Origin of the sequence: Tunturibacter gelidoferens (assembly GCF_040358255.1) — a bacterium.
Taxonomy (GTDB): Bacteria; Acidobacteriota; Terriglobia; order Terriglobales; family Acidobacteriaceae; genus Edaphobacter; species Edaphobacter gelidiferens.
Genome location: NZ_CP132938.1, coordinates 3,472,502 through 3,495,002 on the forward strand (window position 1 = coordinate 3,472,502; position 22,501 = coordinate 3,495,002).

The 22,501-nt window shown below is 59.7% G+C and carries 19 protein-coding genes and 1 tRNA gene; 9 read left to right on the forward strand and 11 right to left on the reverse strand.

Features of this window, described 5'->3' with window-relative positions; translation table 11 throughout:
• Position 1 precedes the first annotated feature (1 nt).
• From RBB81_RS15285 to RBB81_RS15295, 3 genes are all read left to right on the forward strand, one after another.
• Positions 2-78 (forward strand) — tRNA-Glu (locus RBB81_RS15285).
• 703 nt (positions 79-781) lie between these two features.
• On the forward strand, positions 782-2,158 hold the full coding sequence (gene miaB / locus RBB81_RS15290) for a tRNA (N6-isopentenyl adenosine(37)-C2)-methylthiotransferase MiaB (protein ID WP_353071253.1): 1,377 nt from the start codon (positions 782-784) through the stop codon (positions 2,156-2,158).
• Positions 2,158-2,682, forward strand: coding sequence for a bifunctional nuclease family protein (locus RBB81_RS15295; RefSeq protein WP_353071254.1), 525 nt, complete (start codon positions 2,158-2,160; stop codon positions 2,680-2,682). Before miaB ends, RBB81_RS15295 begins: the two co-directional genes overlap by 1 nt.
• 9 nt (positions 2,683-2,691) lie before the next feature.
• Here the strand turns inward: RBB81_RS15295 and RBB81_RS15300 are convergent, their stop codons facing one another.
• Both RBB81_RS15300 and aroA read right to left on the reverse strand, forming a co-directional pair.
• Positions 2,692-3,807 (reverse strand): glycosyltransferase, encoded by a 1,116-nt coding sequence (locus RBB81_RS15300; protein ID WP_353071255.1) that lies wholly within the window; start codon positions 3,805-3,807, stop codon positions 2,692-2,694.
• Between the two features lie 58 nt (positions 3,808-3,865).
• The gene (aroA, locus tag RBB81_RS15305) at positions 3,866-5,185 is read right to left on the reverse strand and encodes a 3-phosphoshikimate 1-carboxyvinyltransferase (RefSeq protein ID WP_353071256.1); all 1,320 of its coding nucleotides are present in this window, start codon (positions 5,183-5,185) and stop codon (positions 3,866-3,868) included.
• Positions 5,186-5,470: 285 nt separating this feature from the next.
• Between aroA and RBB81_RS15310 the strand changes: the two genes are divergently transcribed.
• Positions 5,471-6,346 carry a DUF2076 domain-containing protein gene (locus RBB81_RS15310; RefSeq protein ID WP_353071257.1) on the forward strand — a complete coding sequence of 292 codons (876 nt, stop codon included), beginning with the start codon at positions 5,471-5,473 and terminating at the stop codon, positions 6,344-6,346.
• Positions 6,347-6,486: 140 nt separating this feature from the next.
• Here RBB81_RS15310 and RBB81_RS15315 read toward each other — a convergent pair whose 3' ends face one another.
• From RBB81_RS15315 to RBB81_RS15330, 4 genes are all read right to left on the reverse strand, one after another.
• A complete protein-coding gene (locus RBB81_RS15315) occupies positions 6,487-8,370 on the reverse strand; it encodes a SpoIIE family protein phosphatase (RefSeq protein ID WP_179582941.1) in 1,884 nt (627 codons plus the stop codon).
• A 956-nt stretch (positions 8,371-9,326) separates the two neighbouring features.
• Positions 9,327-10,118 carry a deoxyribose-phosphate aldolase gene (deoC, locus tag RBB81_RS15320; protein ID WP_183788364.1) on the reverse strand — a complete coding sequence of 264 codons (792 nt, stop codon included), beginning with the start codon at positions 10,116-10,118 and terminating at the stop codon, positions 9,327-9,329.
• 185 nt (positions 10,119-10,303) lie between these two features.
• The gene (locus RBB81_RS15325; protein WP_353071258.1) at positions 10,304-11,881 is read right to left on the reverse strand and encodes a UdgX family uracil-DNA binding protein; all 1,578 of its coding nucleotides are present in this window, start codon (positions 11,879-11,881) and stop codon (positions 10,304-10,306) included.
• The gene (locus tag RBB81_RS15330; RefSeq protein ID WP_183788360.1) at positions 11,881-13,113 is read right to left on the reverse strand and encodes a putative DNA modification/repair radical SAM protein; all 1,233 of its coding nucleotides are present in this window, start codon (positions 13,111-13,113) and stop codon (positions 11,881-11,883) included. The genes RBB81_RS15325 and RBB81_RS15330 overlap by 1 nt, the downstream gene beginning before the upstream one ends.
• A 65-nt stretch (positions 13,114-13,178) precedes the next feature.
• Here RBB81_RS15330 and RBB81_RS15335 point away from each other — a divergent pair, with 65 nt between their 5' ends.
• The 3 genes from RBB81_RS15335 (at position 13,179) to RBB81_RS15345 (ending at position 16,678) form a co-directional block, all read left to right on the forward strand.
• The gene (locus tag RBB81_RS15335; protein ID WP_221272786.1) at positions 13,179-14,315 is read left to right on the forward strand and encodes an LLM class flavin-dependent oxidoreductase; all 1,137 of its coding nucleotides are present in this window, start codon (positions 13,179-13,181) and stop codon (positions 14,313-14,315) included.
• Positions 14,316-14,750: 435 nt separating this feature from the next.
• On the forward strand, positions 14,751-15,254 hold the full coding sequence (locus RBB81_RS15340; RefSeq protein ID WP_183788358.1) for an OmpA family protein: 504 nt from the start codon (positions 14,751-14,753) through the stop codon (positions 15,252-15,254).
• A 278-nt stretch (positions 15,255-15,532) separates the two neighbouring features.
• Entirely contained in the window at positions 15,533-16,678 is a 1,146-nt protein-coding gene (locus RBB81_RS15345; protein WP_353071259.1) for a YncE family protein, read from the forward strand.
• A 106-nt stretch (positions 16,679-16,784) separates the two neighbouring features.
• Here RBB81_RS15345 and hpt read toward each other — a convergent pair whose 3' ends face one another.
• Positions 16,785-17,348, reverse strand: a complete 564-nt coding sequence (gene hpt / locus RBB81_RS15350; protein WP_179582953.1) for a hypoxanthine phosphoribosyltransferase — start codon at positions 17,346-17,348, stop codon at positions 16,785-16,787.
• A 65-nt stretch (positions 17,349-17,413) separates the two neighbouring features.
• Here hpt and RBB81_RS15355 point away from each other — a divergent pair, with 65 nt between their 5' ends.
• On the forward strand, positions 17,414-18,286 hold the full coding sequence (locus RBB81_RS15355; protein WP_179582955.1) for a prolipoprotein diacylglyceryl transferase: 873 nt from the start codon (positions 17,414-17,416) through the stop codon (positions 18,284-18,286).
• 156 nt (positions 18,287-18,442) lie between these two features.
• On the opposite strand, the gene aqpZ is transcribed toward RBB81_RS15355, so the two are convergent.
• Positions 18,443-19,177, reverse strand: coding sequence for an aquaporin Z (aqpZ, locus tag RBB81_RS15360; RefSeq protein ID WP_353071260.1), 735 nt, complete (start codon positions 19,175-19,177; stop codon positions 18,443-18,445).
• A gap of 222 nt (positions 19,178-19,399) precedes the next feature.
• Positions 19,400-19,633, reverse strand: a complete 234-nt coding sequence (locus RBB81_RS15365; protein WP_306458008.1) for a hypothetical protein — start codon at positions 19,631-19,633, stop codon at positions 19,400-19,402.
• Positions 19,634-19,645: 12 nt separating this feature from the next.
• On the opposite strand from RBB81_RS15365, the gene RBB81_RS15370 reads away from it, so the two are divergent.
• Positions 19,646-20,182, forward strand: a complete 537-nt coding sequence (locus RBB81_RS15370; protein WP_353071261.1) for a hypothetical protein — start codon at positions 19,646-19,648, stop codon at positions 20,180-20,182.
• Positions 20,183-20,485: 303 nt separating this feature from the next.
• On the opposite strand, the gene RBB81_RS15375 is transcribed toward RBB81_RS15370, so the two are convergent.
• Both RBB81_RS15375 and RBB81_RS15380 read right to left on the reverse strand, forming a co-directional pair.
• The gene (locus RBB81_RS15375) at positions 20,486-21,871 is read right to left on the reverse strand and encodes a Dyp-type peroxidase (RefSeq protein WP_353071262.1); all 1,386 of its coding nucleotides are present in this window, start codon (positions 21,869-21,871) and stop codon (positions 20,486-20,488) included.
• Positions 21,864-22,496, reverse strand: coding sequence for a hypothetical protein (locus RBB81_RS15380; RefSeq protein WP_353071263.1), 633 nt, complete (start codon positions 22,494-22,496; stop codon positions 21,864-21,866). Before RBB81_RS15380 ends, RBB81_RS15375 begins: the two co-directional genes overlap by 8 nt.
• Between the last annotated feature and the right edge of the window lie 5 nt (positions 22,497-22,501).

Here is a 22,501-nt window from a genome sequence, read left to right on the forward strand (position 1 = left end):
TGGCGCCATGGTGTAACTGGTTAACACGCGGCCCTTTCAAGGCTGAGAGTACGGGTTCGATCCCCGTTGGCGCTACCAAACTTTCAACAACTGAGACGTAGAAAGCGGACCTAGCTTCCGCATGTAGTTGGCACCTGTTGGGGTTGCGCAGGCTTGTCGAGCAAAGCCGAAGGTACGCTTCGTCGTTGAATGAATCCAGCATGAAAAGTCAGGATCGTGGGCTCTGAAAATTAGGAAATTGGATGAGCGCCTGCGTCTAAAAAGAGAACAGGGGAAACGTTCTTGAACCCGCAGTCACCATAGGTAGAGGGCCGTCGTGGCTCCGCTAACGGCAGAATGGTAATGCAAATTGAAAGGGTAGGTTATAGCAGATGTCACTTAACCAAAGTCAACTTCTCTCCTCCTGGCCAAACCTTGAGAAGAGGTCGGCGTGCGATGAAGGCATGGAGCTTGCGGGTAGTTTTCTGAAGGCCGCCCGTGAGTGCGTGATCACCTTAGGTAAGGGCAGGACAAGCGGCAGCCGTGCAGACCTTTTGTGGACCTATAACGCGATGGTGCAGCATAGCGACAGTTGTAAGAAGTGTAGTGAGAGCTGATTCCATTGATTCGATCCTGAGAGGCGAGATGGGCACACGGCGAGGTGCCCATTGACGCTTAAGCGGCGAGCCGTTTCACAAAACTTCAAATCTCATGGCGGCAAGCGGTATTGAAGGTTCGGGTGTACCTGGCGCCCTACCAAACCCTTGTCAGTCGAGACTTAGCGAACGGCTATACTGTAGGGGTGAGTAAGACTTTTTATATTGAGACGTTTGGCTGCCAGATGAATGCCCATGACTCGGAGAAGGTCATCGGGACGCTGGAACAGCAGGGGTATGCCCGGGTTCAGGACGAGGATGCGGCTGGGTTGATTCTGTATAACACCTGCTCTATTCGCGATAAGGCAGAACAGAAGGTGTTTCACCGGCTGAATGAGTACAAGAAGCTGCAGGGTGAAGGTAAGAAGTTCGCTGTGCTGGGCTGCGTCGCCCAGCAAGAGGGCGAGAAGATATTCGAGAAGGCTCCATATGTGTCGATGGTGGCGGGGTCGGCGTCCTATAGGAATCTGCCGGAGATGCTGCGGCGGCTGGAGGCGGGGGAAGAGCGGATTACGGGGCTCGATGACCGGCAGACTGATCTGACGTTTGAGACGGAGTTTACGGTGCGGTCAAATCCGCATCGTGGATACATCACGATCATCGAGGGCTGCGACAAGTTTTGCGCTTACTGCGTGGTGCCTTACACGCGTGGCAAGGAGCGCAGCCGGACTGCGGCTTCGGTGCTGGTTGAGGCGAAGAAGATGGTGGATCTTGGGTTCACGGAGATTCAGTTTCTTGGGCAGAATGTGAACTCGTATCGCGATCCTTCGGGGAGGATGTCGTTCGCGGAACTGCTGGTTGCCGTCGGAGAGTTACCGGGAATTCGCAGGGTGCGGTTTACGACGTCGCATCCGCGGGACTTTGCGCGGGATATTGTGCAGGCGATCGACGATACGCCGACGCTCTGTGATCATATTCATCTACCGGTGCAATCGGGGTCGACCGCGGTGCTGAAGGCTATGTCGCGGGAGTATACGCGGGAGTGGTATCTCGAGCGTATGAGCTGGATCAAGGAGGCGAAGCGCGACATCAGCATCACGAGCGATATGATTGTGGGTTTCCCGGGTGAGACGGATGCGGACTTTGAGGAGACCATCACACTGGTGGGCGAGGTGAAGTATGACGCGGTGTTTGCGTTCAAGTTTTCGCCGAGGCCGAATACTCCGGCGGTGACGATGGCGGATAGTATCCCGGATGAGGTGAAGTCGGAGCGACTGCGGATCTTGATGGACCGGCAACGGGAGATTCAGCGAGAGCACTATGGACGGCATCTGGGCGAGGTGCAGGAGGTGATGGTGGAGAGCTATAACCCTTCGCGCAACCAAGTTGTTGGGCGCAGCTCGCAGAACAAGACGGTGAACTTTACTGTTTCCAGGATTGCTCAGCCTCCGATTGGGAGTTATCTGCCTGTTCGGATTACGCAAACGCTGCCGAATTGCCTGGTGGGTGAGGCGATTGCCGATGTAGATGCTGTGCCGTTTGTTTCTGTACAACGGGTTTCGGATTTTGTGGTGCTCAACTGATGAATCCCTCTTCGGTTCAACCGGCCGTACAGGCTCCAGATGAAGTGGAGATGCAGATTCGCGGGCTTATGATGGACCCGATTACGAATATGCCGATCATTGTGCTGAAAGATGTGGCGAGCGATCTGGTGTTGCCGATCTGGGTGGGAATCTTCGAGGCCAATGCGATTGCGCTGGAGTTGGAGAAGACGGCGACGCCCCGGCCGATGACGCACGATCTGTTGCAGAACATGGCTCGTGGGCTGAATGCTGAAGTGCGTAAGGTTGTAGTTTCGGAGCTTCGGGACGATACTTTTTTTGCGGTCATCTGGATGGATCATGCGGGCGAGACGGTTGCGATGGATGCGAGGCCGTCGGACGCGATTGCGCTGGCGCTGCGGTGGGATTGCCCGATCTATGTCAATCGCTCGGTACTCGAGAACTCGAAGCAGGCTGCGAGCGGCTCGCCGAATGTGAATGCCGAGGAGATGCGGCGGTGGCTCGAGAATCTGAATGACGATGATATGGGCCGCTACAAAATGTAACTCTGGTGGTTACAGCCAATTGCAAAGTGTAGCGACGCGTTCGGCCCACTCGTCTTCCGTGGGAAGGTGGGGCTGCGCGACCGCGTGATGCTTGCCCTCGAGGATGCTTTCGATTGCTGATTGCAGGGCGGGGGTCATGTTCTCTTCGCCGCCGGTGAACACGGTTGCCCAGGGGGTGTCGAGCAGAATGTCGCTGACGCCTGATTCGCGGTGCAGCAGGACTGGGATGCCTCGCTGTAGCGATTCGATGGCGGGGATTCCGTAGCCTTGAACGGCGGGCATGAGGAACAAGTGGGTCTGAGAGAACAGACGTTCGAGATCGTCATCGAGAACGAAGCCGTGGAAGTGAATGCGATCGCCGATGCCGAGTGCTTGGGCCATGTCGCGGAGAGTGGGGATGAGAGAGCCCTTGCCGGCGAGGTCGAGGCTCCAGTCGATGATGGTGGAGAGTGGTTTGTCGGCGCGCTCCAGCTCTGCGAGGGCTCGGATAATCCAGTCGATTCGCTTGTTGGGCTCGATGCGGCAGACGGAGAACATCTGGAGTTGGCCGTTTAGCGGGTGGGAGGGAGGTGTTGAGGGGCTGGTGCCGAGACCGCCCATGCGGGCGATCTTTGCGTCGATGTTGAAGTCCTTGCGGCATTCGCTGCGGAGGTACTCGCTGGTGACGATGGTGTTGCCGCCGGAGCGCAGGCCGTAGCCGATGATGCGATTTGAGACGGCGATGCGCAGTTTGGTGGGCAGGCGGCGGGTGTCCTGATCTCCGAAGAGAGAGGGCGTGTCGTGCATGAGGGTATGGAATCCGCGCTGTCCGGCGAGGGTTGCGTGAAGGGCAGGTTGATAGCCGGAGGCAAGCGGTTTGGGTGAGTTTGGGGACTGCTGGTTGAAGTAAGTGCGTAGGTAGGCGATCTTGTTGCGTGCTCCTGGTGCGGGATTGAGCTCGACGACCTGCAGGGGGTGGGTGGCGTATTGCGCGAGGTTGCAGCGGTCGAAATAGGTGACGACGTGATTGGGCAGGTTGCGTTGATAGAGCCAGCGGGAGAGCGCGAGGACGCTGCGTTCGGAGCCGCCGAACTGCTCGATCTCGGTGATGATGATGGGGCGGGAGCCGCTTGGAGGTGTTTGCATGGACCCAGTTGGGAGATTGAAGTCAGCTTAGCAAAGTTGCAAGGTTCACGAAGGCGGCTCAGCGTTGGCAGAGATTATCGAGATGGGTGAAGAACTCTGGGAAGCTGATGGCGGCGGATTCGGCTCCGTGGATTTCGGTGTCTCCGGTGGCACGAAGGGCTGCGATGGAGAAGGCCATGGCGATGCGGTGATCGGTACCGGAGTCGATCTGCGCTCCGTGAAGACGCTGGTTGCCGGGGATGACCAGGCCGTCCTCGTGCTCGGTGAGTTCGGCTCCCATGGCGCGGAGATTTTTTGCGACCAGGGCGATTCGGTCGGATTCTTTGACGCGGAGCTCTTTGGCGTCGCGGATGGTGATGCCGTCGCCGGTGTAAGGGGCGATGGCGGCGAGGACCGGAAGTTCGTCGATGATCTGGGCGGCGAGGGCTCCGCCGATGTGCATGCCGCGGAGGCCATTGGGCGAGACGTTGACCTGAACGGTGCCGACGAGTTCGCCATGGTGCTCTTCGACGTTGAGGACCTTGATCTTGCCGCCGAGGGCGGTGATGACGTCGAGCAGGGAAGCGCGAGTGGGGTTCATGCCGACTCCATCGAGGATGAGGTTGGAGTCGGGAAAGAGAAGCGCGGCGCAGAGAAAGAAGGCCGCGGAGGAGATGTCGCCGGGGATGGTGGCGTCGATCGCTTTCAGGGTTTGATTGCCGGGGATGCTGAGTTTTGCGGCATCTCCCGCCGCGGCGATGGTGCGGTTGAGGGTAGCGCCGAAGGCTCGGAGGGCGTGTTCGGAGTGATCACGAGTGCGGATGGATTCGGTGAGGCTGGTGGTGCCGTTGGCCTGGAGGCCGGCGAATAGAACCGCGGTTTTGACCTGCGCGCTGGGGATGGGGGTGTCGAAGTCGATGGCGCGGAGCGGGCCGCCGTGGATGGTGACGGGGGCGTGGCCTTCGACGAGGTCGATCTTCGCACCCATCTGGCTGAGGGGTTTGCGTATGCGTTCCATGGGGCGGAGGGTGAGGGAGTGGTCTCCGATGAGAGTGAAGGTGTGATGATGAGGAGCGATGAGGCCGGCGAGCATACGCATGGTGGAGCCGGAGTTGCCGCAGTCGAGCGAAGCTGCAGGTTCCTGGAAGCGGCCGCCGGTGCCGGTGATCTCGATGGTCTTGTCTTCTTTGTGAACGACGGTTGCGCCGAGGGCTTCCATGCATGCGAGAGAGGAGTGGGGATCGGCCCCGGTGGAGAAGTTGGAGAGGCGGGTGGTGCCTTCTGCAAAGCCGGCCAGCATGGCGTAACGGTGCGAGATGGATTTGTCGCCGGGTAGGGTGAGGGAACCCTGAAGGGTGCGGGCGGGGCGGATCGTTTGTGTGGTTGAGGAGGAAGACATTTGCTTTAGCTTAAATGCTTTTGGGATCCCTGAGAGGAAGAAGTGAACAGGCGATCAATAACGAGGTGCGAGAGGGAGATGTGCGATGGGCTTGCGGTTGAACCAAGGTGAATTGTTTTGCGTATTGATAACTTGAGAGGATTGCGGAGCATCCCATGTGAGAGTGAAGCGATGCGCGGCAGCGACGTTCGTGTTATTCGTGCGTCCATCAGTCGATAGAGTTAGCGGCGGCTGGTTTCGTAGCGCTGAAGGCAGTTTGGGTAGGATAACGGAAAAGGACGAGAGATGACTCCTCAGGAACAGGACATGATCGGCGGTCTGATCGACCGCATTCAGAAGACACAGCTTGCAGAGAAAGATACGGACGCGGAGCAGATGCTGCAGCAGGGATTGGGACGCAATCCAGATGCGCTATACATTCTGGCGCAGACTGTGTTGGTGCAGAAGTATGCGCTGGAGCAGGCGCAGGCACAACTGACGCAGGCGAAGGCGCAGATCGAGCAGATGCAACAGCATCCCGAGCCGAAGCATGCGACGAGTTTTTTAGGGAGCTTATTGGGACGGCACGATGAGCCTACTCCCCCGCCACCGCCTCCGCCACAACAGGCTTATCCGCAACAGGCGGGGCCGGTATATCCGCCGTATGCTCCCGTGGGGGGCGGGTATGGCGCTGCTCCGGTGCAATATGGGGCTCCGCCTCAGTATGGCGCGCCGCAGGGAATGGGCGGAGGTGGGTTTATGCGGGGTGCTCTGCAGACGGCTGCCGGGGTTGCAGCGGGAGCGTTGGCGTTTGAGGGGGTGGAGTCGCTGATGCATGGGTTTGGGCATGAGGCGGGGTATGGCGGCGGCCAGGGATTGGGCGGCTTCGATGGAGGGCAGCGTCCGACCGAGGAGATCGTCAATAACTACTACGGCGATGATCGTGGCGGACGCGATGTCTCGGCGGATGAGAGATCGTTGGGCCAGCAGGAAGATCGGGACTTCGGATCGCGTGGTGCTTCGGATACGTCCTCAAACGATCGGGATTCGCTGTCTGGGTCTGATGACTCTGGCTCTGGTGATGATGCCAGCTTTGATTCGGATAGTTCTAGTGATGACGCTTCGTTCGATGATGGTGGCGATGATGGATCGGGTGGTGGAGACGACAGTAGTTTCGCCTAAAGTGCAGCGCGATTGAAGTGAGGAGAAGAGGTCTGCTCGGTGCAGGCCTCTTTTCTTTTTTTCGTTGATACTGTTGTCCTGCCGGACGGGCCCGCTGCGCGCGGCGCGGTCACTTCGTGACGGGTATACCTTTTTCTGGTTTAGGTGCTTTGCTCGGTGGCGCGGAGGACAACGATGGTCTCGTCGTCGAAGTGGGCGGTGCCGGCCTGGAAGTCGGTGACGGCCTGCAGGACAGTGTCGACCGTGAACTGCGCGGTGGGATGGTGTTGTGATTCGAGGAGTTGAGTGAGGCGTTCGTCACCAAACATGTCGCCGGTCGCGTTGATGGCGTCGACGATGCCGTCGGAGAAGAAGACGATGAGGTCGCCGGGGCGAGTGGAGAGGGTGAACTCTTCGTACTCGGCGTTGGGGAAGAGGCCGAGGGGGAAGCCTTCGGCCTGAATGGTGCGGACGCTGGGTGGCTTGGTGGTGTCTGAGTTGGCAGCAACGAAGAGAGGCTGGACGGAGCCGGCGTTGGCGATCTGGAGGGTCTGGTTGCTGTCGTCCCAGACGGCCATGAGCATGGTGACGTACTGGGAGTCGAGCTTGCGCTCCTGGAGCTGGTCGTTGAGTGCGACGAGCATCGCTGCGGGCGAGAGGTGTTGTGGTGCGAGGGAGCGCAGGATTCCGCTGACCAGAGCGGCGTAAAGGGCGGCGGGGGCTGCTTTGCCGCTTACGTCTCCTACGGCGATGGCGATGCGGCCAGAGCCATAGTCGAGATAGTCGAAGACATCGCCTCCGATGGAGCGGGCGGCGACGAAGCGGGAGGCGATCTCGGCGCGCTCGAGCTTGGGCGGGTGCGAGGGCATGAGGCGGAGCTGGACCTGACGGGCCATGTCAAGGTCGCGCTCCATGCGCTGCTCCTCCTCGTGAATGCGTTGGTAGAGACGGGCGTTGGCGATGCTGATGGCGACCTGCGAGGCGAGGGTGGAGAGGGTGCGGAGGTGGTCGTCGTTGTAGTAGTTGACTCGGGTGTGTTCGAGGTCGAGGACGCCAATGACCTCGCCCTTGTAGACGAGGGGGATGGCGAGTTCGGAGCGGACCTCGGGGTTGGCTTCGACGTAGCGTGGATCCTTGCGGACGTCAGGAGCGAGGATGGGTTCGCGTAGCTGGGCGGAGGTGCCGATGAGGCCTTCTCCGAGGGCGATGGTTCGTGCGCGGGTGACGCGTTCGCCGAAGCGGGAGGAGAAGCGGTGCTCGAAGAGCTGGGTGCGGTCGTTCCACAGGAGGATGGTGAACATGTGGAAGTCGATGACGCGCTTGAGGAGCTGGCCAATGCGCTCGAGGAGGTCGTCGGGATCGAGGATGCTGGTGATCTCGCGGGAGATGTCGTTGAGCACGGCGAGGGTTTGGGCCTGGCGGGAGACGCGGGTGTAGAGGCGGGCGTTCTCGATGGCGATGGCCATGCGGGAGGCGACGAGCTCGAGGAGGCGCTGGTGCTCCATGGTGAAGTAGCCGATGGTCTCGGATTGCAGATCGAGGACGCCGATGACCTTGTTCTTGACCACGAGTGGGACTGCGAGCTCGGAGCGGACGGCGGGGTTTGCGTCTATGTAGTTTTCCTGCGTGGTGACGTCTTCGACGAGGAGGGATTTTCGGTGGAGTGCGGCTTGACCGGAGACGCCGCGGCCGAGCTTGATGCGCATGCGCTCAACCTCGGTGGAGTGACCGATCTGGAAGCGCATGCGAAGGTCCTGTGAGCGGTCGTTGATGAGGAGGATGGCGAATATTTTGTAGTCGATGACGGCGCGGACGAGGTCGGCGACGCGGTGCATGAGGGTGTTGAGGTCGAGGGTGGTGTTGAGGGCGTCGGCGAGGTTGTGGAGGAATTCGACCTGAAGGGGCTCGACGCGAATTTTGGGGTCGGCGGCGTGGGAGTGGAAGAGTTGCGGTGTCGGGGGGCGGTAGTCACCTTCGTATGGGTGCTGGGGTGCGGGCGCTTCGGGGGCGGCTGGCGGAGCGTTCGGTTTGATGGGGGAAGGCATTCTGCTTTGCGTTGATATTACCGGGTGAGGTTGGGTTTGGGGAGTGCGCGATTGGGATTGCGGGTCGTTGGGGACGACCGGCTTGAAGAGTGTGGGTTCTTCTGCCGGGTGCGGGTGCTAACTTTAGCGGCTCCGTATTGGGTTATTCCTTCGCTCCTGCCGGTCATGGAATATCCCCCCATATTATTGTCGCGGAAGTAGTTTATTTTTGTTTGATTTGCAAAGACGGGCTACTCGCAAAAACTTCATTGCAAAAGGTTTAGCTGCAGAATCTTCATTCCAAAAGGGTTAGGGCTAATTCTCCTTCGACGGCTTGCTTAAACGAGACGACCCCGATGGCCGGGGTCGTAAGAACGAACACTGTAGTTATTATAGCGGAGTGTGTGGAACTGATACGCCACGGCTATGTTATTGATTTTGAGTGGGATGGATTGTTTTGGGGCTTGACAGCGAATTGATGGTTGGTTTGCGGGCTGTTCACGATGAGGTGGTGAACAGGCGTTGAGATGAGGATCTTTGAGGGGAGAGCGGCAACGTTGGAGTGTTTGGGCTGGAAGGTTCGAACGGTATGCATGGGGTGGAATGTGTCGGGATCCTTCACTCCGTTCAGGATGACGGCGAAGAGCAGACAACGGCAAATGCAAGGGCAAAGGCAACTGCAACTGCCACTGCAAATACGGGGGTCTCTCCACTGCGCAACGAACGATGAGGCTGTTCGTTGCTCCGGTCGAGATGACGCTTCTCTTAGACGGTTCTTCGCCCGACGTCGCTTCGCTAGATGCCTCTTCGCTAGATGCCTCTTTTCTGGTCGTCTCTTCGCTAGATGCCTCTTCGCTGGACCACTCTTCGCTGGTCGTCTCTTCGCTAGATGCCTCTTCGCTGGATGTCTCTTCGCAGATGCGTCTTCGCTAGATGCCCGGGTCTTTAAGGGCCTCGTTGCCTCAAGGCGGGTGGGCTTAGTAGCTGGGTACTGCGGCGGCTGGGTCGATCGCGTGTCCGGCGAGTTCGTTGAGGATCTTGACGCTGGCGCTGGCTCCTATGCGCGAGGCACCGGCGCGGAGCATGGTGGTGGCGTCGGCGAGGGAGCGGATTCCGCCGGAGGCTTTGACGCCTGCGCGGGTGCCGGCTACGCCGCGGAGGAGGCTGATGTCGTCGGCGGTGGCGCCGCCGGTGGAGAAGCCGGTGCTGGTTTTGAGGAAGTCGGCACCGGCGGAGAGGGCCAGCTCGGAGGCGCGGAGCTTTTCTTCAAAGGTGAGGAGGCAGGTTTCGAGGATGACCTTGACGATGGCTCCGGCGGCGTGGGCGATCTCTACGACGCCGTGGATGTCCTGGCGGATGGCTTCGTAGTCTGCGGTCTGAGCTGACTTGAGGAGGCCCACGTTGAGGACCATGTCGATGTCGTGGGCACCGTGTTTGAGCATGTGGGCGGTCTCTTCGCGCTTGGAGACGGAGAGGGTGGCGCCGAGGGGAAAGCCGATGACTACGCCGACGGGGATGCCGGTGCCCTGGAGGGCGGCGGCGGCGAGCGAGACCCAGGTGGGATTGATCATGGCGCAGGCAAAGCGGTGTTCGGCGGCCTCATTGCAGAGCTGGAGGACCTGGGTGCGGGTGGCGTCGGGCTTGAGGAGAGTATGGTCGAGGACGGCGGCGAGGTTGTGAGGGGAGGAGAGGGTGTGGGCGGCGAAGGCTTCGGCATCGAATTGCTCAGGGCCGTGGGGAAGGGGATCTGTGATGGACAGCGTGTTCAAAAAAGTGCTCCTTCGGCGGGGGAGGTGATCGCGCCGGGTTACTTTCTATCATACGAGGGTTGCGGCTGGTTTAAGGGGGGCAGCCTGGGCTTCGCTGATTGTTATGGCGAAATATAGGGATCTCTCCATGGCGGCGGCAAAGTTCGTCGCCTTCGGTCGAGACGGCGCGATTTTTAAGGGTGGGATTAGACGGCTTTCTGTGCGGTGTGCCAGGCGAGGGCCATATCGTCGCGGAGGAAGTTGTAGAGTTGTTCGCCGGATTCTTTGTCGCGGGCTCTGAGGACTGCGCTGGGGTGAATGGTGGCGATGACCTGATTGGCGTAGGGAGTCTGGAGGATCTTTCCGTGGTCGCGCATGAGGGCGAAGGTTCCTCCAAACAAAGACTTGGACGCTGAGGCTCCGAGGCAGAGGATGACGCGGGGGTGGATGGAGTCGACTTCGGCGAGGAGCCAGGGGCGGCACGCGTTGATCTCGGACATGCGGGGATTCTGGTGGAGACGGAGCTTGCCGCGCTGAACGAATTTGAAGTGCTTGACGGCGTTGGTGACGTAGATTTTGGAGCGGTCGATGTTGAGTTCGGCCATGACGCGGTCGAGGATTTTGCCGGCGGGGCCGACGAAGGGTTCGCCCTGGAGATCTTCCTGGTCGCCGGGCTGTTCGCCGACGAGGATGAGTTTGGCGTGGGCTGCTCCTGCGCCGGGGACGACCTGCGTGGCGTGCTGGTAAAGGTCGCAGCCTTTACACGCTGGGAGCGCTGCGCGAAGAGTGGGGAGCGAGTGATTTTCCGGTACGAAGGGTTGGGCGGAGGGCTGTTGCTGCTGACGTGTGACCATGTCGGAGACTCGGCTTTGAGATTTGATGATGAGGTCAGGCAGAAGCGAGATTTCGGGAAGGTTCTTCCAATAGCGAACGGGCATTTCGCTGCGCATCATCTCGGGGTTGAGGCGCGCGGGGTTGTAGATGCTCGCGTAGTAAGAGCGCCAGAGATCTTCGAGTTCGTCTTCGGCGGGGGCGGACTCGCGGGGCAGGCCGGGGGCGAAGGTGAGTTGCTTGCTGGTGGGATCCCAGGAGACGGAGGCGTCGGGAGTGAGAATGGTCCAGCGCATGACGCTGAAGCGTTCGGCGAAGAAGGGCGCGGCGAGAGGGAGGATGCGGTGGTCGGGTTGGTACCAGGCGATGAAGTGCTCGCAGGTGTCGGGCTGGGAGGGGGTTGGGGTGACGTGAGGATCGGGGTCGCAGTGTGGGAGTGCGGTGTGGTTGAGCCCGAAGGGCGTGGGGGTGGCGAGGACGAGATGATGGGGGCCGGGTTCGTTAGGCAGGGACTCGTCTACGACGATTGGGCGGCCGCTGGGGTCGCCGGGTTCGAGGACCATACGGAAGCGAACGAAGGCGTGCATCTTGTGGAGGTCGCGGCGGACCTGGGATTCGAGGCGTTCGAGTTCGGCGATGTCGGGGTCGACGGAGATTTTGAGGAGGTTGCGGTTGGTCTGGAGGCGATAGAGGATGCGGTAGAGGAGATTCCAGCGTTGGGGATCGCGATGGACTGCGGCGTACTCAGCGGCTTCGAGGAAGACTTTTGAGGTGTGGGGCGTCGGAATTGGAAGGCCGGTGGGTGTGTCGGAGGATTCGAGGGTGAGGTCGAGCGTAGAGGGAATGGTGGAGTCTTGAAGGTCGAGTTCTTCGGGGCGGTAGCCGAGATGAAGGGCTTCGCGTGCGGCTTCTCGCCAGGCGTTGAAGTCGGGTTCGAGGGGGATTCGCTTCATTAGATGGAGCCAGTGAGTGCGCTGACGGATGCGAAGAGGTCAAGCTGTGTGGTGAGTTGCGATTCGTGGGTAGAGGGTTGCTGGCGCGGCGCGTGATCGATGGTGATGAGATAGGGTAGGGCGCTTTTGATGCGGACGCGGAGTTTCTTCAGGTCGTCGAGGAGAAAGAGATGATATTTGCGGATGCTGAGGATGCGTTCGACGTTGCGGTAGCCGATGCCGGGGACACGGAGGAGGGATTCGCGGGGGGCGGCGTTGACGTCGACGGGGAAGAACTCTGGGTGGAGTTTGGCCCAGGTTGTTTTGGGGTCTTCGGTAAGGGAGAGTGAGGGGTTCTCTTCGGAGGTGAGTTCGGCTGCGTTGAAGCCGTAAAAGCGCATGAGCCAGTCGGATTGATAGAGGCGGTGTTCGCGCATCCTGGGTGTGGGCTTTAGTGGAAGACGGGCGTCGGCGGCGGGGTATGGGCTAAAGCCGGTGTAGTAGATGCGGCGGAGTTTGTACTGGCCGTAGAGGTGGGTGGCGGTGGTGAGGATCTCGCGGTCGGTTGCAGGGGTGGCTCCGATGACCATCTGTGTGGATTGGCCAGCGGTGGCGAACTTAGGAGCTGAAGGGAGCTTGCGGCGGTCTTCGTCGGCCTCGTCTTTGCGCAGGGCGATCTTGTTCATCGTGGATTCGATGACGGTGGTTTTCTTTTCGGGGGCCAGTTGGACGAGATCCTGCTGGGTGGGTAGCTCTATGTTGGCGCTGAGACGGTCGGCGAAGAGGCCAGCCTGATCGATGAGGAGTTCGCTCGCTCCGGGAATTGCTTTGAGGTGGATGTAGCCGCCAAAGTGATGCTCGGTGCGGAGGGCTTTGGCGACGTGGATGAGCTGCTCCATGGTGTAGTCGGGGGACTGGATGATGCCGGAGGAGAGAAAGAGGCCCTCGATGTAGTTGCGCTTGTAGAAGTCGAGTGTGAGTTTGACGACCTCCTCGGGAGTGAAGCGGGCGCGCTGGATGTCGGAGGAGATGCGGTTGACGCAGAAGATACAGTCGTAGGTGCAGAAGTTGGTGAGGAGGATTTTGAGCAGGGAGACGCAGCGGCCGTCGGGGGTGTAGGAGTGGCAGATTCCCATGCCATCGGAGTGACCCACGCCCTTGCCGTTGCCGCTGCGCCTGGCTCCGGAGGAGGCGCAGGAGGCGTCGTATTTTGCGGCGTCGGCGAGGATCTCGAGTTTTTGCTGGGTGTTCATGCAGGAGCGAAGATGTGAGTCACGGGGTAGTTCGATGCTTTATTGTAGCGAAGAAAAGACGAATATTGGTTTATGAAGTTGATTCGATTTCAGCGGTTCAACATCCAACAGAGGTGAACGTAGATAAGGTAGAAAAAAAGCTTCGACTTTCGGTTTTGGATCAGTCTCCGGTGCCGGCGGGAAGTATGCCGGGACAGGCTTTGCAAAACTCGATCGAGCTGGCGCGGCTGGTGGATGGGTTGGGGTACGGCCGGTTCTGGATGTCGGAGCACCATGCGATGGATACGCTGGCGTGTACGGCTCCGGAGGTGATGCTGGCGCGGATCGGCGCGGAGACGAAGCGGATTCGCATTGGGTCGGGTGGGATCATGCTGCCGCACTACACGCCGCTGAAAGTGGCGGAGTGTTTTCGTTTGCTGCATGCGCTGTATCCGGGGCGAGTGGATTTGGGGATCGGGCGTGCGCCTGGCGGCGGGCCAATCGAGGCGCTGGCGCTGAAGCGTGATCGGAAGACGAAGATGCTGGATGATTTTCCAGACCAGGTGAGCGAGCTGCTGGCGTTTCTGGGGCGTCGGTTTCCGGAGGGACATCCGTTTGCGGGGATTCGGGTTTCGCCGGAGATGCCGGGAACTCCGGATGTGTGGATGCTGGGGTCGAGTATGTGGAGCTCAGCCGCGGCGGTGGAGTTTGGACTGCCTTATTCGTTTGCGCACTTCTTCAGCCCGGTGAATACGCGGGCGGCGATTGAGACTTATCGACGGAGCTTTACCGGGAGCATCTATCGCAAGGAGGCGGAGGCTACGGTGGCGGTTGGTGTGATCTGCGCGGAGACGCAGGATGAGGCTGAGTTTCTGTTTTCGAGTGTGCGGCTGCTGCAGCGGCGGATCAGGCAGGGGGATCGGCGGCCAGTGGCGTCGCCCGAGGATGCGGCGCGGGAGTTGTACCTGTTAGGCGATATCCCACAGGAGGAGGGCGAGTGGCCGCGGTACTTTGTAGGGACTCCTGCGGTGGTGCGGGAACAGCTGGAGTCGATGGCTGCAGAGTTGGGGATTGGGGAGCTGATTGTGAATACGATTGTTTGGGATCAGGCGAAGCGGCTGCGTAGTTATGAGTTGTTGGCGGGAGAGTTTGGGATGATGGGAGCGGATCGGTTGAGCTCACTTGAGGGTCGTGAGCTGAGAGAAGCTTCACCTATAAGTTGACTTTGATGTACTTGAGCGGTCCAGCGTTAAGGTACATAAGCGATCTCGGTAGGGCTTCGGTATATCTTGACTCGGTATTGCGCCAAGTAACGCTGCATTGCGCCAAGTAGCGCTGAAGTTTTGCGCCCAAAAACCTGAAACAACACTCAAGCCCACTCTCTCGAGATCGGGCGAGATTTCTGGATGAATGAGCCGGGCGGTCGATGGTTGAACAGTTGTGCTCAGCGTATCCGCCGGAACTTCGTGTCGGCGAGAATTTCTTGTCTCTGAAACCGCGCTGTCATTTTGTCTCGGAAAGGCTGCTGTTATTTTTGCTAATATACGCGATCGTTCGGATCGATTAGCTTCGCAATAACGAGCGTCGATGTACACACTGACCTCGGTTGGCAGGTAGCACAACGACAGGCGCATCCTAACGGAATGGAGGTTTTATCCATGAAATGCCGACTTGTTTTCGTCTCCGTCACAATGCTCCTTTTGACCAGTATCGCGGTGTTTGCACAGAGAGGCACTCTGGGGTCATCCGCTGATGTTGCCTTTTGGGTTGACTACTGGGGAAAGCCGAGAGTGGCTCTCTACGGTCCCGAGGAGCAAGCCTTCAATCAGAACGTGCACGAGATCATGTTTCCCGTGAATGTTTTTGATCGTCCTTTGGACCCGAACACACTGAACGAGAATGTTCAATGGTTGAAGGATCATCCGAATGCTCGCTTTTACATCGATGGGTACGCCTCCTCGGATGGCCAGGAGGGCTACAATCTGAATCTCTCAAGACAGCGGGCGGATTGGGTGAGACGAGCGCTGATACGCAAGGGCATTGCGGAGAATCGGATTGCGCTGGCGGTGCCATGGGGACAGTTGTATCCAACTTGTGCCGAACGTGACCATGAGTGCTGGAGTAAGAACCGGGTTGTCAGGTTTGTTTACTCTGCCAATTGAAGTCCCGCGCCCAGGATGCGTCCAAGCCTCATGATCGACGCTCGTCTCGAGTGTCAGCGGCAGAACTGTGACCGCGGTTTGCATGAGTAAATTTCCGAGGAGCCGTCTGCCCAGATGCAAAGGGTTGCATGTGTCACGGAGTTGTAAAGAGTTTGTCATTAGTTATGCTCTCGACAGACATTGCTGATGTGGGTGGGCTATCGTTCGTTTGCTGCTGAGAGATGGGTGCTGCTTTGGTCTCACTCGAGGCAGAACTATCTCGCTTCGAGGTAAACGATATGCGAATCTACGAATCTTTCTCGCACCGTGAAACTGATGCGCCGCTGCTTCGCCAGGGAAGCAGGTCTGGTTGGAGCAAAACTCTTACAGCCGTTACGCTGCTGGCCTGTGGGACTGGAGTGGTACTAGCGCAACACCATGACAGTGACGATGCATTTTTGCCGAGCCCGGTGAGAAGTGTCTCGACGGTACCGGGTAATGGGGATGTGAATCCGTACGGAGTTGCGTTTGTCGGAGACAATTTTCAGACTGGGTCAGGACCGTTGAAGCATGGGGACATTCTGGTCTCGAACTTCAACAACAGCATGAATCTGCAGGGTACGGGAACGACTATCGTCAGGGTTCCGAAGAGTGGATCGCCGACTGTGTTCTTCCAGGGTAAGGTACCGCTGGGGCTTTCTACGGCGCTGGGAACGCTGCAGTATGGGTTCGTGGTTGTCGGGAATGCGCCGACGGTGGACGGTACCGCGGCGACAGCAGGGCCGGGGTCGTTGCTGGTGATCAACAATCAGGGCAAGCTGATACAGACGTTCACGAGTGTGGAGATACAGGGGCCCTGGGACATGGCGCTGGTGGATTGTGGAGACACGGCAATTGCATTTGTCTCGAATGACCTGACCGGGACCGTGGTCCGGTTGGACTTCAAAGTAAGCTCCAGCGGTCTGACGCTGCAGCGTACGAAGACGATTGCTTCGGGGTATGTTCATCGCGGCGATCCGGTGACGCTGTTTGTGTCGCCTACGGGTCTGGTGTATGACGACCGACGCGACGTGCTGTACGTTGCTTCGACGGGAGACAACGCCGTCTTCGCGGTGCGAGATGCGGCGGATCGTCACACGGATGGCGGACTGGGAACCATTGTTTACCAGGACAACGTTCATCTGCATGGGGCGCTTGGGCTGGCTATGGCTCCGAATGGACACCTGCTGTTGACGAACAACGATGGCATCAATCCCGATCCCAATCAGCCGAGCGAGATCGTGGAGTTTACGAAGGACGGGAGGTTTGTGAAGCAGATCCCCGTGGATCCGGCCCAGGGCGGATCGTTCGGCTTAGCGGTGCGCACGACCGAAGACAAGGCAATCCTTGCGGCGGTCGATGACAATACTGCGACGTTGACTATCTGGACGCTGAACTTCGAGTAGACCGGGCAAGGGCAGCTTCTGCTGCGAGTGGATGAGTTACGTACGGCTGCCATTGGCGTGAGGAGGGTCAGAGGGCTGGGATCGCCAGCCGTTCGAGAATTTGTGCCTAGTGGCCGGCGACGTCGGCGGGGAAGATGCGGATGTCTTCTACTCCGCGGTAGCGCTCGGCGTAGTCCATGCCGTAGCCGATGACGAATTTGTTGGGGATCTTGAAGGCTACGTAGTCGGCTTCGATGGGGACGAGGCGGCGCTCGGGTTTGTCGAGGCAGGATGCAATTTTTAGGGATGCGGGTTTGTGTTGCAGCATGAGGCCGCGGAGGTAGCTGAGGGTGAGGCCGGTGTCGAGGATGTCTTCGACGATAATGACGTGCTTGCCTTCGATGGGATTGTCGATGTCCTTGATGAGCTTGACGGCGCCGGAGGAGACGCGGGCGCGGCCGTAGCTGGAGACGGCGACGAAGTCGAAGGTGTTGTCGACCTGAATGGCGCGGGCGAGATCGGCGAGGAAGATGGCTGCGCCTTTGAGTACGCCGATGAGGACGATGGATTGGCCTTTGTAGTCGGCTGAGATCTGGGCTCCAATTTCGCGGGTGCGGTCGGCGATCTGTTGTTTGGTGAAGAGAATCTCCATCTCTGCGGCGGGGGGAAAGACGGGCGTGCTGGTGGACATAAAGGATAGGCTAACCCGAGTAGGGGGCTAAGGCAAAGGCCGCTATACTTTATAGAGCGAGGATTATGTTTCCCTATATCGATATTGGCCCGATTCATCTGGGTACCTTTGGGTTGTTGTTGTGGCTGGCGGCGGTGGCGGCGACGGTGGTGCTGCACAAGAACTTTGTTCGGAACGGTGTGGATGCCGATGCGCTGAACGTGGTGGCGTTGGTGGTGATCGCTGGAGTGCTGGGTGCGAAGGCGTGGCATGAGCTGCAAAATCCGGCTGATCTTTATGCGGCGTACCGGCAGATTATCGCTCCGGGATGGCATCGGCCATTTGCCGTGGCGATGGATTTTCTGCACTGGTTTCAGGCTGGGTTTGCGTGGTTTGGCGGAATGCTAGCCGGGATTGCGATGCTGATGTGGCAGGGCAGGATGGCGAGATTCAAGGGGGCTCTGGAAGGCACTCAAGGCGCGGTGGTGGGACCCCTGCGAATGCTCGATTTGGCGGCTCCGGCAGCTGCGATAGGGTATGGCGTGGGACGGATCGGCTGTCTGCTATCAGGCGATGGGGACTACGGAATCAATACGACTCTGCCGTGGGGAGTACATATGGCGAAGAATGCGCTGGTGCTGCCGACTCCTCCTGATGCGCTGGTGCAGCCTACGCCTGTGTATGAACTGATTTTCTCGTTGGTGTTGGCGTGGTGGTTGTGGCGGCGTGGCACGAAGAACCTGTCGGTGGGTACGATCACGGGCGAATATCTCGTGTTCAGCGGAATCGGGCGGTTTCTGGTGGAGTTTGTGCGAGTGAACCCTCGACTGTATTGGGGTATGAGCAATGCTCAGGTGGCGGCGCTGGGATCGGTCGTGGTGGGATTTGTGCTCATCGGAGTCGCGAAAGCAAAAAAAGTGCAGTGGGCTCCTGAGCTTGCTGCTGATCCTCGAACCTGATGAGAGAGCGAGACGGTGAGTTCGTAGGGGATTGGGTCCTGCCGGACGGGCTCGCTGCGCGCGAGGCGGTCACTTCGTGACTTGTATACCGCTTCGCCTGGTCCTCCCGGTGGTCGGAATTTTGATTGGGTGAGCGGGAGGACCAGCTTAGGGTGTTTAGGGTTTGTCGCGGGCCATCTCTTCGCGGAGGGGTGGTTGGGGGGCGGCGAAGAAGGCGGTAGAGATGAGGCCGCCCAGGATCGCTCCCAGGATTGGCGCTACCCAGAAGAGCCAGAGCTGGCCTAGCGCCCAGCCGCCGACGAAGATGGCGGGGCCAGTGCTGCGGGCGGGATTGACCGAGGTGTTGGTGACGGGAATGCTGATAAGGTGGATCAGCGTGAGGCAGAGGCCGATGGCGATGGGGGCGAAGCCTTTGGGGGCGCGCTCGTCGGTGGCTCCGAGGATGACGAGAAGGAAGAAGGCGGTGAGGACGACCTCGGCTACGAAGCAGGCTAGGAGGGAGTAACCGCCGGGGGAGTGGTCGGCGTAGCCGTTAGAGGCGAAGCCCGCTGCTAAGGAAAAGCCGGCCTTGCCGCTGGCGATGAGGTAGAGGACGCCGGAGCCGGCGATGGCTCCGAGGACCTGCGCGATGATGTAGGGCAGGAGCTCCGAGGGGGCGAAGCGTTTGCCGACGACCAGGCCGATCGAAACTGCGGGGTTCAGGTGGCAGCCGGAGACGTGGCCGATGGCGAAGGCCATGGTGAGGACGGTGAGACCGAAGGCCAGGGCTACGCCGACGAAGCCGATTCCCAGGTTGGGGAACGCTGCAGCGAGGACGGCGCTGCCGCAGCCGCCGAAGACAAGCCAGAAGGTACCGAAGAACTCCGCTGCTGCGCGTTTCGAGAGATCCATAAGGGGTTACCTGCTCTTTCTCTTGATCTGAATTTTTCGCTGACCGGAAAAGATAATTGGATGATGGGCCCGTGCGACTGGTGGAGCTGGCGGTGCGACAAGATTCGGTGATTCATGCTCTTCCGATGGCGGGAAGGCTGGTGTTTTGCGTAGCGGAATCGTAGCACGGGATTTTGTCCCTGCGCGTGAAATTTTAGCTTGGAGGGATTGCAGTGGAAGGATTTAGAGGCGCTTGAGATAGGCTTTGGCGGCTTCGAGCTCGGGGAAGAGGCGCTCTTCGGCCTGGAACTCGCGGGAGTGGACGCAGCGGCGGCCGGCTTTGACGCGGACGGGATGCTTGAGGTGGAGCATCTCGTGGTAGAGGAGGTACTCGATGGCGCAGCGGGGTGTGTCGGGGCGGTCGAAGACGCGACTGACGACGATGGTGTTGTGGGCGGCGTCGTAGTGGCCCAGCATGCGGCGGGCGTGGTGAGCAGACCAGGTGAGGGTTGGGCGGCCAAGAAGGCCGTGGAAGAAGCGGGTGTTGAGGGACTCGAAGACCTCGTTGAGGTCGTAGTGATGGCCGGAGGGGGTGGAGAGGCGCTTGCGGCCGCGAGTCTGGCGGATGTGTTCGGCCTGGCGCGAGATGGCTTCGGAGGAGACGTGGCGACGGTAGCGGTCGGCGTGGGTGGGGGCGATGGGCTTCTTGTAGAGCTTGGCGAGGAGGATGTGCGCGATGGCGTGGTGGATAGAGTCGGGCGCAGACTCGAGGAGGTCGGAGAGGCGGACGTGGAGACGGCCTTCGCGCAGACGGATGGTGGTGTTGAGGGAGGTGAAGCGGCGGAAGCGGATATCGAGCGGGGGAATGGGAGCGCGGGGGCGGAGTTCGCGGTACTGCTCTTCGAAGACGGCAACGAGCGAGGTGGGGGCGGTGGACTTCGATTTTGCGGTGCGGGGTTTTCTGGGGAGGCGGGGTTTGAGAGGCGTCGCGAGGGATTGGTGAATCTCGTGTGCGGGGAAGAGTGACGGAGTTGCGGACGAAGAGAAGATCTGCAGGAACTGTCGCAGGGGTGAGGGGCCGGGATGCTTCGGTGGGTTCAGGGCTTGTCCTTTGTGTGGAGAGAGTGCGCAGGCAACTCCATACAGAACGATTGTATAAGCACCAGTCGAAGAACGAAACGCTCAACTTGGATTTGCACAGATGAGAGGGATTAATGAACAAACAAAGGCAAGAGCACGGACCAAATACAGGGATCCTTCGACTGCGTGGCTCACACAGTGCTGTGAGCCACTTCGCTCAGGATGACGGCGCAACCGGTGGAGTGCGGGCTAGCGTGGATCGACGAGGCCCATGCCGATCATTCCGAGCGCGGTGATGCTGGGGAGAAAGAAGTAGTCGCCGCCGCGTAGCTCTACGAAGTTGGGTAGGTCGCTGCAGACGAAGGGAGGGTTGGTTGGGGTGGTATCTCCCTGCACGAAAAATCTGCCGTGGCCGGTGTGATTACCCATGAGCATATCTTTCTCGTTGCCGAGGCGGGCGTCGTTGCCGTAGTTGATCCACTGCTGCTGGACGAACTCGAACTGTCGCGAGATGTTCGCGTTGAGGGCGATGAAGATTACGCCGCGTTCTTCGTTGTCGTTGACGGGCTGATCTTCGGGGGTCCATGTTCCGTAGGGAAGGCCGCGACGGGTGATGCGGCGGCGATTGATGAGCTTGCCGTCGAAGCCGAAGGCGTCGCGCGGATTGACACGTCGCACATGCGCTCCCATTGGGCAGCGGGTGCCTGCGGGGTCTGCGGCGAAGGTGAAGTTCGTGCTGCGGGCGGGGTCCTGAGTGATGGATTGGTCCTGGGTATCCGGAGAGAGTTCGATGGGCGTGCCGTCTCGCCAGCGGCCGATGAATTTTGCTGCGAGTTTTTCTTTGCCTCCGGCGTAGAGAGCGGCGTGCTCATCGAGGTAGGCGCGGAAGGTCGCGAGGTTCTGATGGAGCTTGCGGTAGACCATGAAGGTTCCGTTGCTGGCGAGGATGTGGGGGACGGGTGCTACGGGGAGTTCGCCCGCTTCGTCGGCGTAGCCAAGGAGTAGCTCGCCTGTAGCGAGAGGGGCCCATGCGCCATTTTGTGTCAGCTTGCCCTGGCCGGGCTGGGAGCTGCGCTCGACGCCGAGATAGTCGGGATTGCCGAATCCGTCTGTGTAACCGAAGTGCTCTTTGGTGGTGGAGACGCCGTTGACGACCAGCGAGGCTGCGTCCTGCGCGTCGAGGAGGATGGCACCGTTGGTCTCGCGCATCACGTTGAGCATGTCGGCGCAGCGGGCGTTGAGGGCTTCGGGGGACGATGCGTTGACCCCGAGCCATGCGTGGACACGATCGTCGCGCCAGAGTTCGTCCCAGGAGTCGGGAGAGTTGCGCCCGGTGTCTCCGAGGATGGCAGCGCGTTTCTTCATGCCTTGCTGGAACTCGACGGGAAAGCTGAGGAGGGTGGCATCGGGTAGTTCGAGAGCGGAGAGGCCGCGGTGGGTGAAGGCGACGTTGACTGTGCTCGGAGGTTTGCCGGCGTCCCAGCGCTGGCCGGTGGTGACTTCGCGCATGAGGCGGTGAATGAAGGTGGCAGCACGGCCCGCGTCTTCGAAGTGCAGGAAGAGATATCGCGCGAAGGGCATGTTGTAGCCGCGGAGGACGAAGCCCTGGATATCGGTTTCGTTGAGTTTACTCATTGCGGCCTCCGGTCTTGATGTCCCGGTCGGGAGCCATTGCGCCTGGCTTTTGAACGGGCATGGCTTTGAGGTCGGCGAGGAGTTGATTGAAGTCTGATTGGAGGAGTGCGGGCTCGGCGCCCTGATGGTTCGCGATGAAGTCTGCGACGGCGTGTTGAGTTTGCAAGGCCCGGAGGGTTTCGGGAACTGATTTGTCGTTGACTGCGGCGAAGAAAAAAGTTGTTTCGATCTGGCAGGACTTCATGTAGTCGAGGAAGGCTTGTAGATTCGCTGCACCGGGGTAGCCGACGCAGTGACTCCAGATGGCGTCGAGGTGCTGGGGGATGCTGGTGGCGAGGCCGGTGAGATAGCTGGTGAGGTTGCCGTCGCAGTTAGATTCGAAGATGAGGTACTTCGACTTGAGGTGCTCCTCGCAGGCGGGCATGCCGACGTAGATGACATCGTCCATGACGACGAGACGGGCGAGGTGAGTTGCGGGTGCGAGTGCGAAGGGACTTCTTTCGTCGGTGGGAAGTTTGGCGAGGTAGTTTCGGATTTGCAGGTCGTGAGAGGGCGTTGCCTTTTCGTCGTCAATGATGGGCGAAAGGATCGTGAGTCCGTAGACTTTGCCGTTCTGGTTGGGCATGGATG

Excerpts from the sequence above, each read along its gene's own strand:
- RBB81_RS15345 (WP_353071259.1), top strand. The coding sequence starts at position 15,533 with ATGCGAATCTACGAATCTTTCTCGCACCGTGAAACTGATGCGCCGCTG.
- aroA (WP_353071256.1), bottom strand. The coding sequence starts at position 5,185 with ATGTCTTCCTCCTCAACCACACAAACGATCCGCCCCGCCCGCACCCTT.
- RBB81_RS15380 (WP_353071263.1), bottom strand. The coding sequence starts at position 22,496 with ATGCCCAACCAGAACGGCAAAGTCTACGGACTCACGATCCTTTCGCCC.
- RBB81_RS15315 (WP_179582941.1), bottom strand. The coding sequence starts at position 8,370 with ATGCCTTCCCCCATCAAACCGAACGCTCCGCCAGCCGCCCCCGAAGCG.
- RBB81_RS15300 (WP_353071255.1), bottom strand. The coding sequence starts at position 3,807 with ATGCAAACACCTCCAAGCGGCTCCCGCCCCATCATCATCACCGAGATC.
- RBB81_RS15340 (WP_183788358.1), top strand. The coding sequence starts at position 14,751 with ATGAAATGCCGACTTGTTTTCGTCTCCGTCACAATGCTCCTTTTGACC.
- aqpZ (WP_353071260.1), bottom strand. The coding sequence starts at position 19,177 with ATGGATCTCTCGAAACGCGCAGCAGCGGAGTTCTTCGGTACCTTCTGG.
- RBB81_RS15365 (WP_306458008.1), bottom strand. The coding sequence starts at position 19,633 with ATGCTGGGCCACTACGACGCCGCCCACAACACCATCGTCGTCAGTCGC.
- RBB81_RS15330 (WP_183788360.1), bottom strand. The coding sequence starts at position 13,113 with ATGAACACCCAGCAAAAACTCGAGATCCTCGCCGACGCCGCAAAATAC.
- hpt (WP_179582953.1), bottom strand. The coding sequence starts at position 17,348 with ATGTCCACCAGCACGCCCGTCTTTCCCCCCGCCGCAGAGATGGAGATT.
- RBB81_RS15325 (WP_353071258.1), bottom strand. The coding sequence starts at position 11,881 with ATGAAGCGAATCCCCCTCGAACCCGACTTCAACGCCTGGCGAGAAGCC.
- RBB81_RS15355 (WP_179582955.1), top strand. The coding sequence starts at position 17,414 with ATGTTTCCCTATATCGATATTGGCCCGATTCATCTGGGTACCTTTGGG.
- RBB81_RS15295 (WP_353071254.1), top strand. The coding sequence starts at position 2,158 with ATGAATCCCTCTTCGGTTCAACCGGCCGTACAGGCTCCAGATGAAGTG.
- RBB81_RS15375 (WP_353071262.1), bottom strand. The coding sequence starts at position 21,871 with ATGAGTAAACTCAACGAAACCGATATCCAGGGCTTCGTCCTCCGCGGC.
- RBB81_RS15310 (WP_353071257.1), top strand. The coding sequence starts at position 5,471 with ATGACTCCTCAGGAACAGGACATGATCGGCGGTCTGATCGACCGCATT.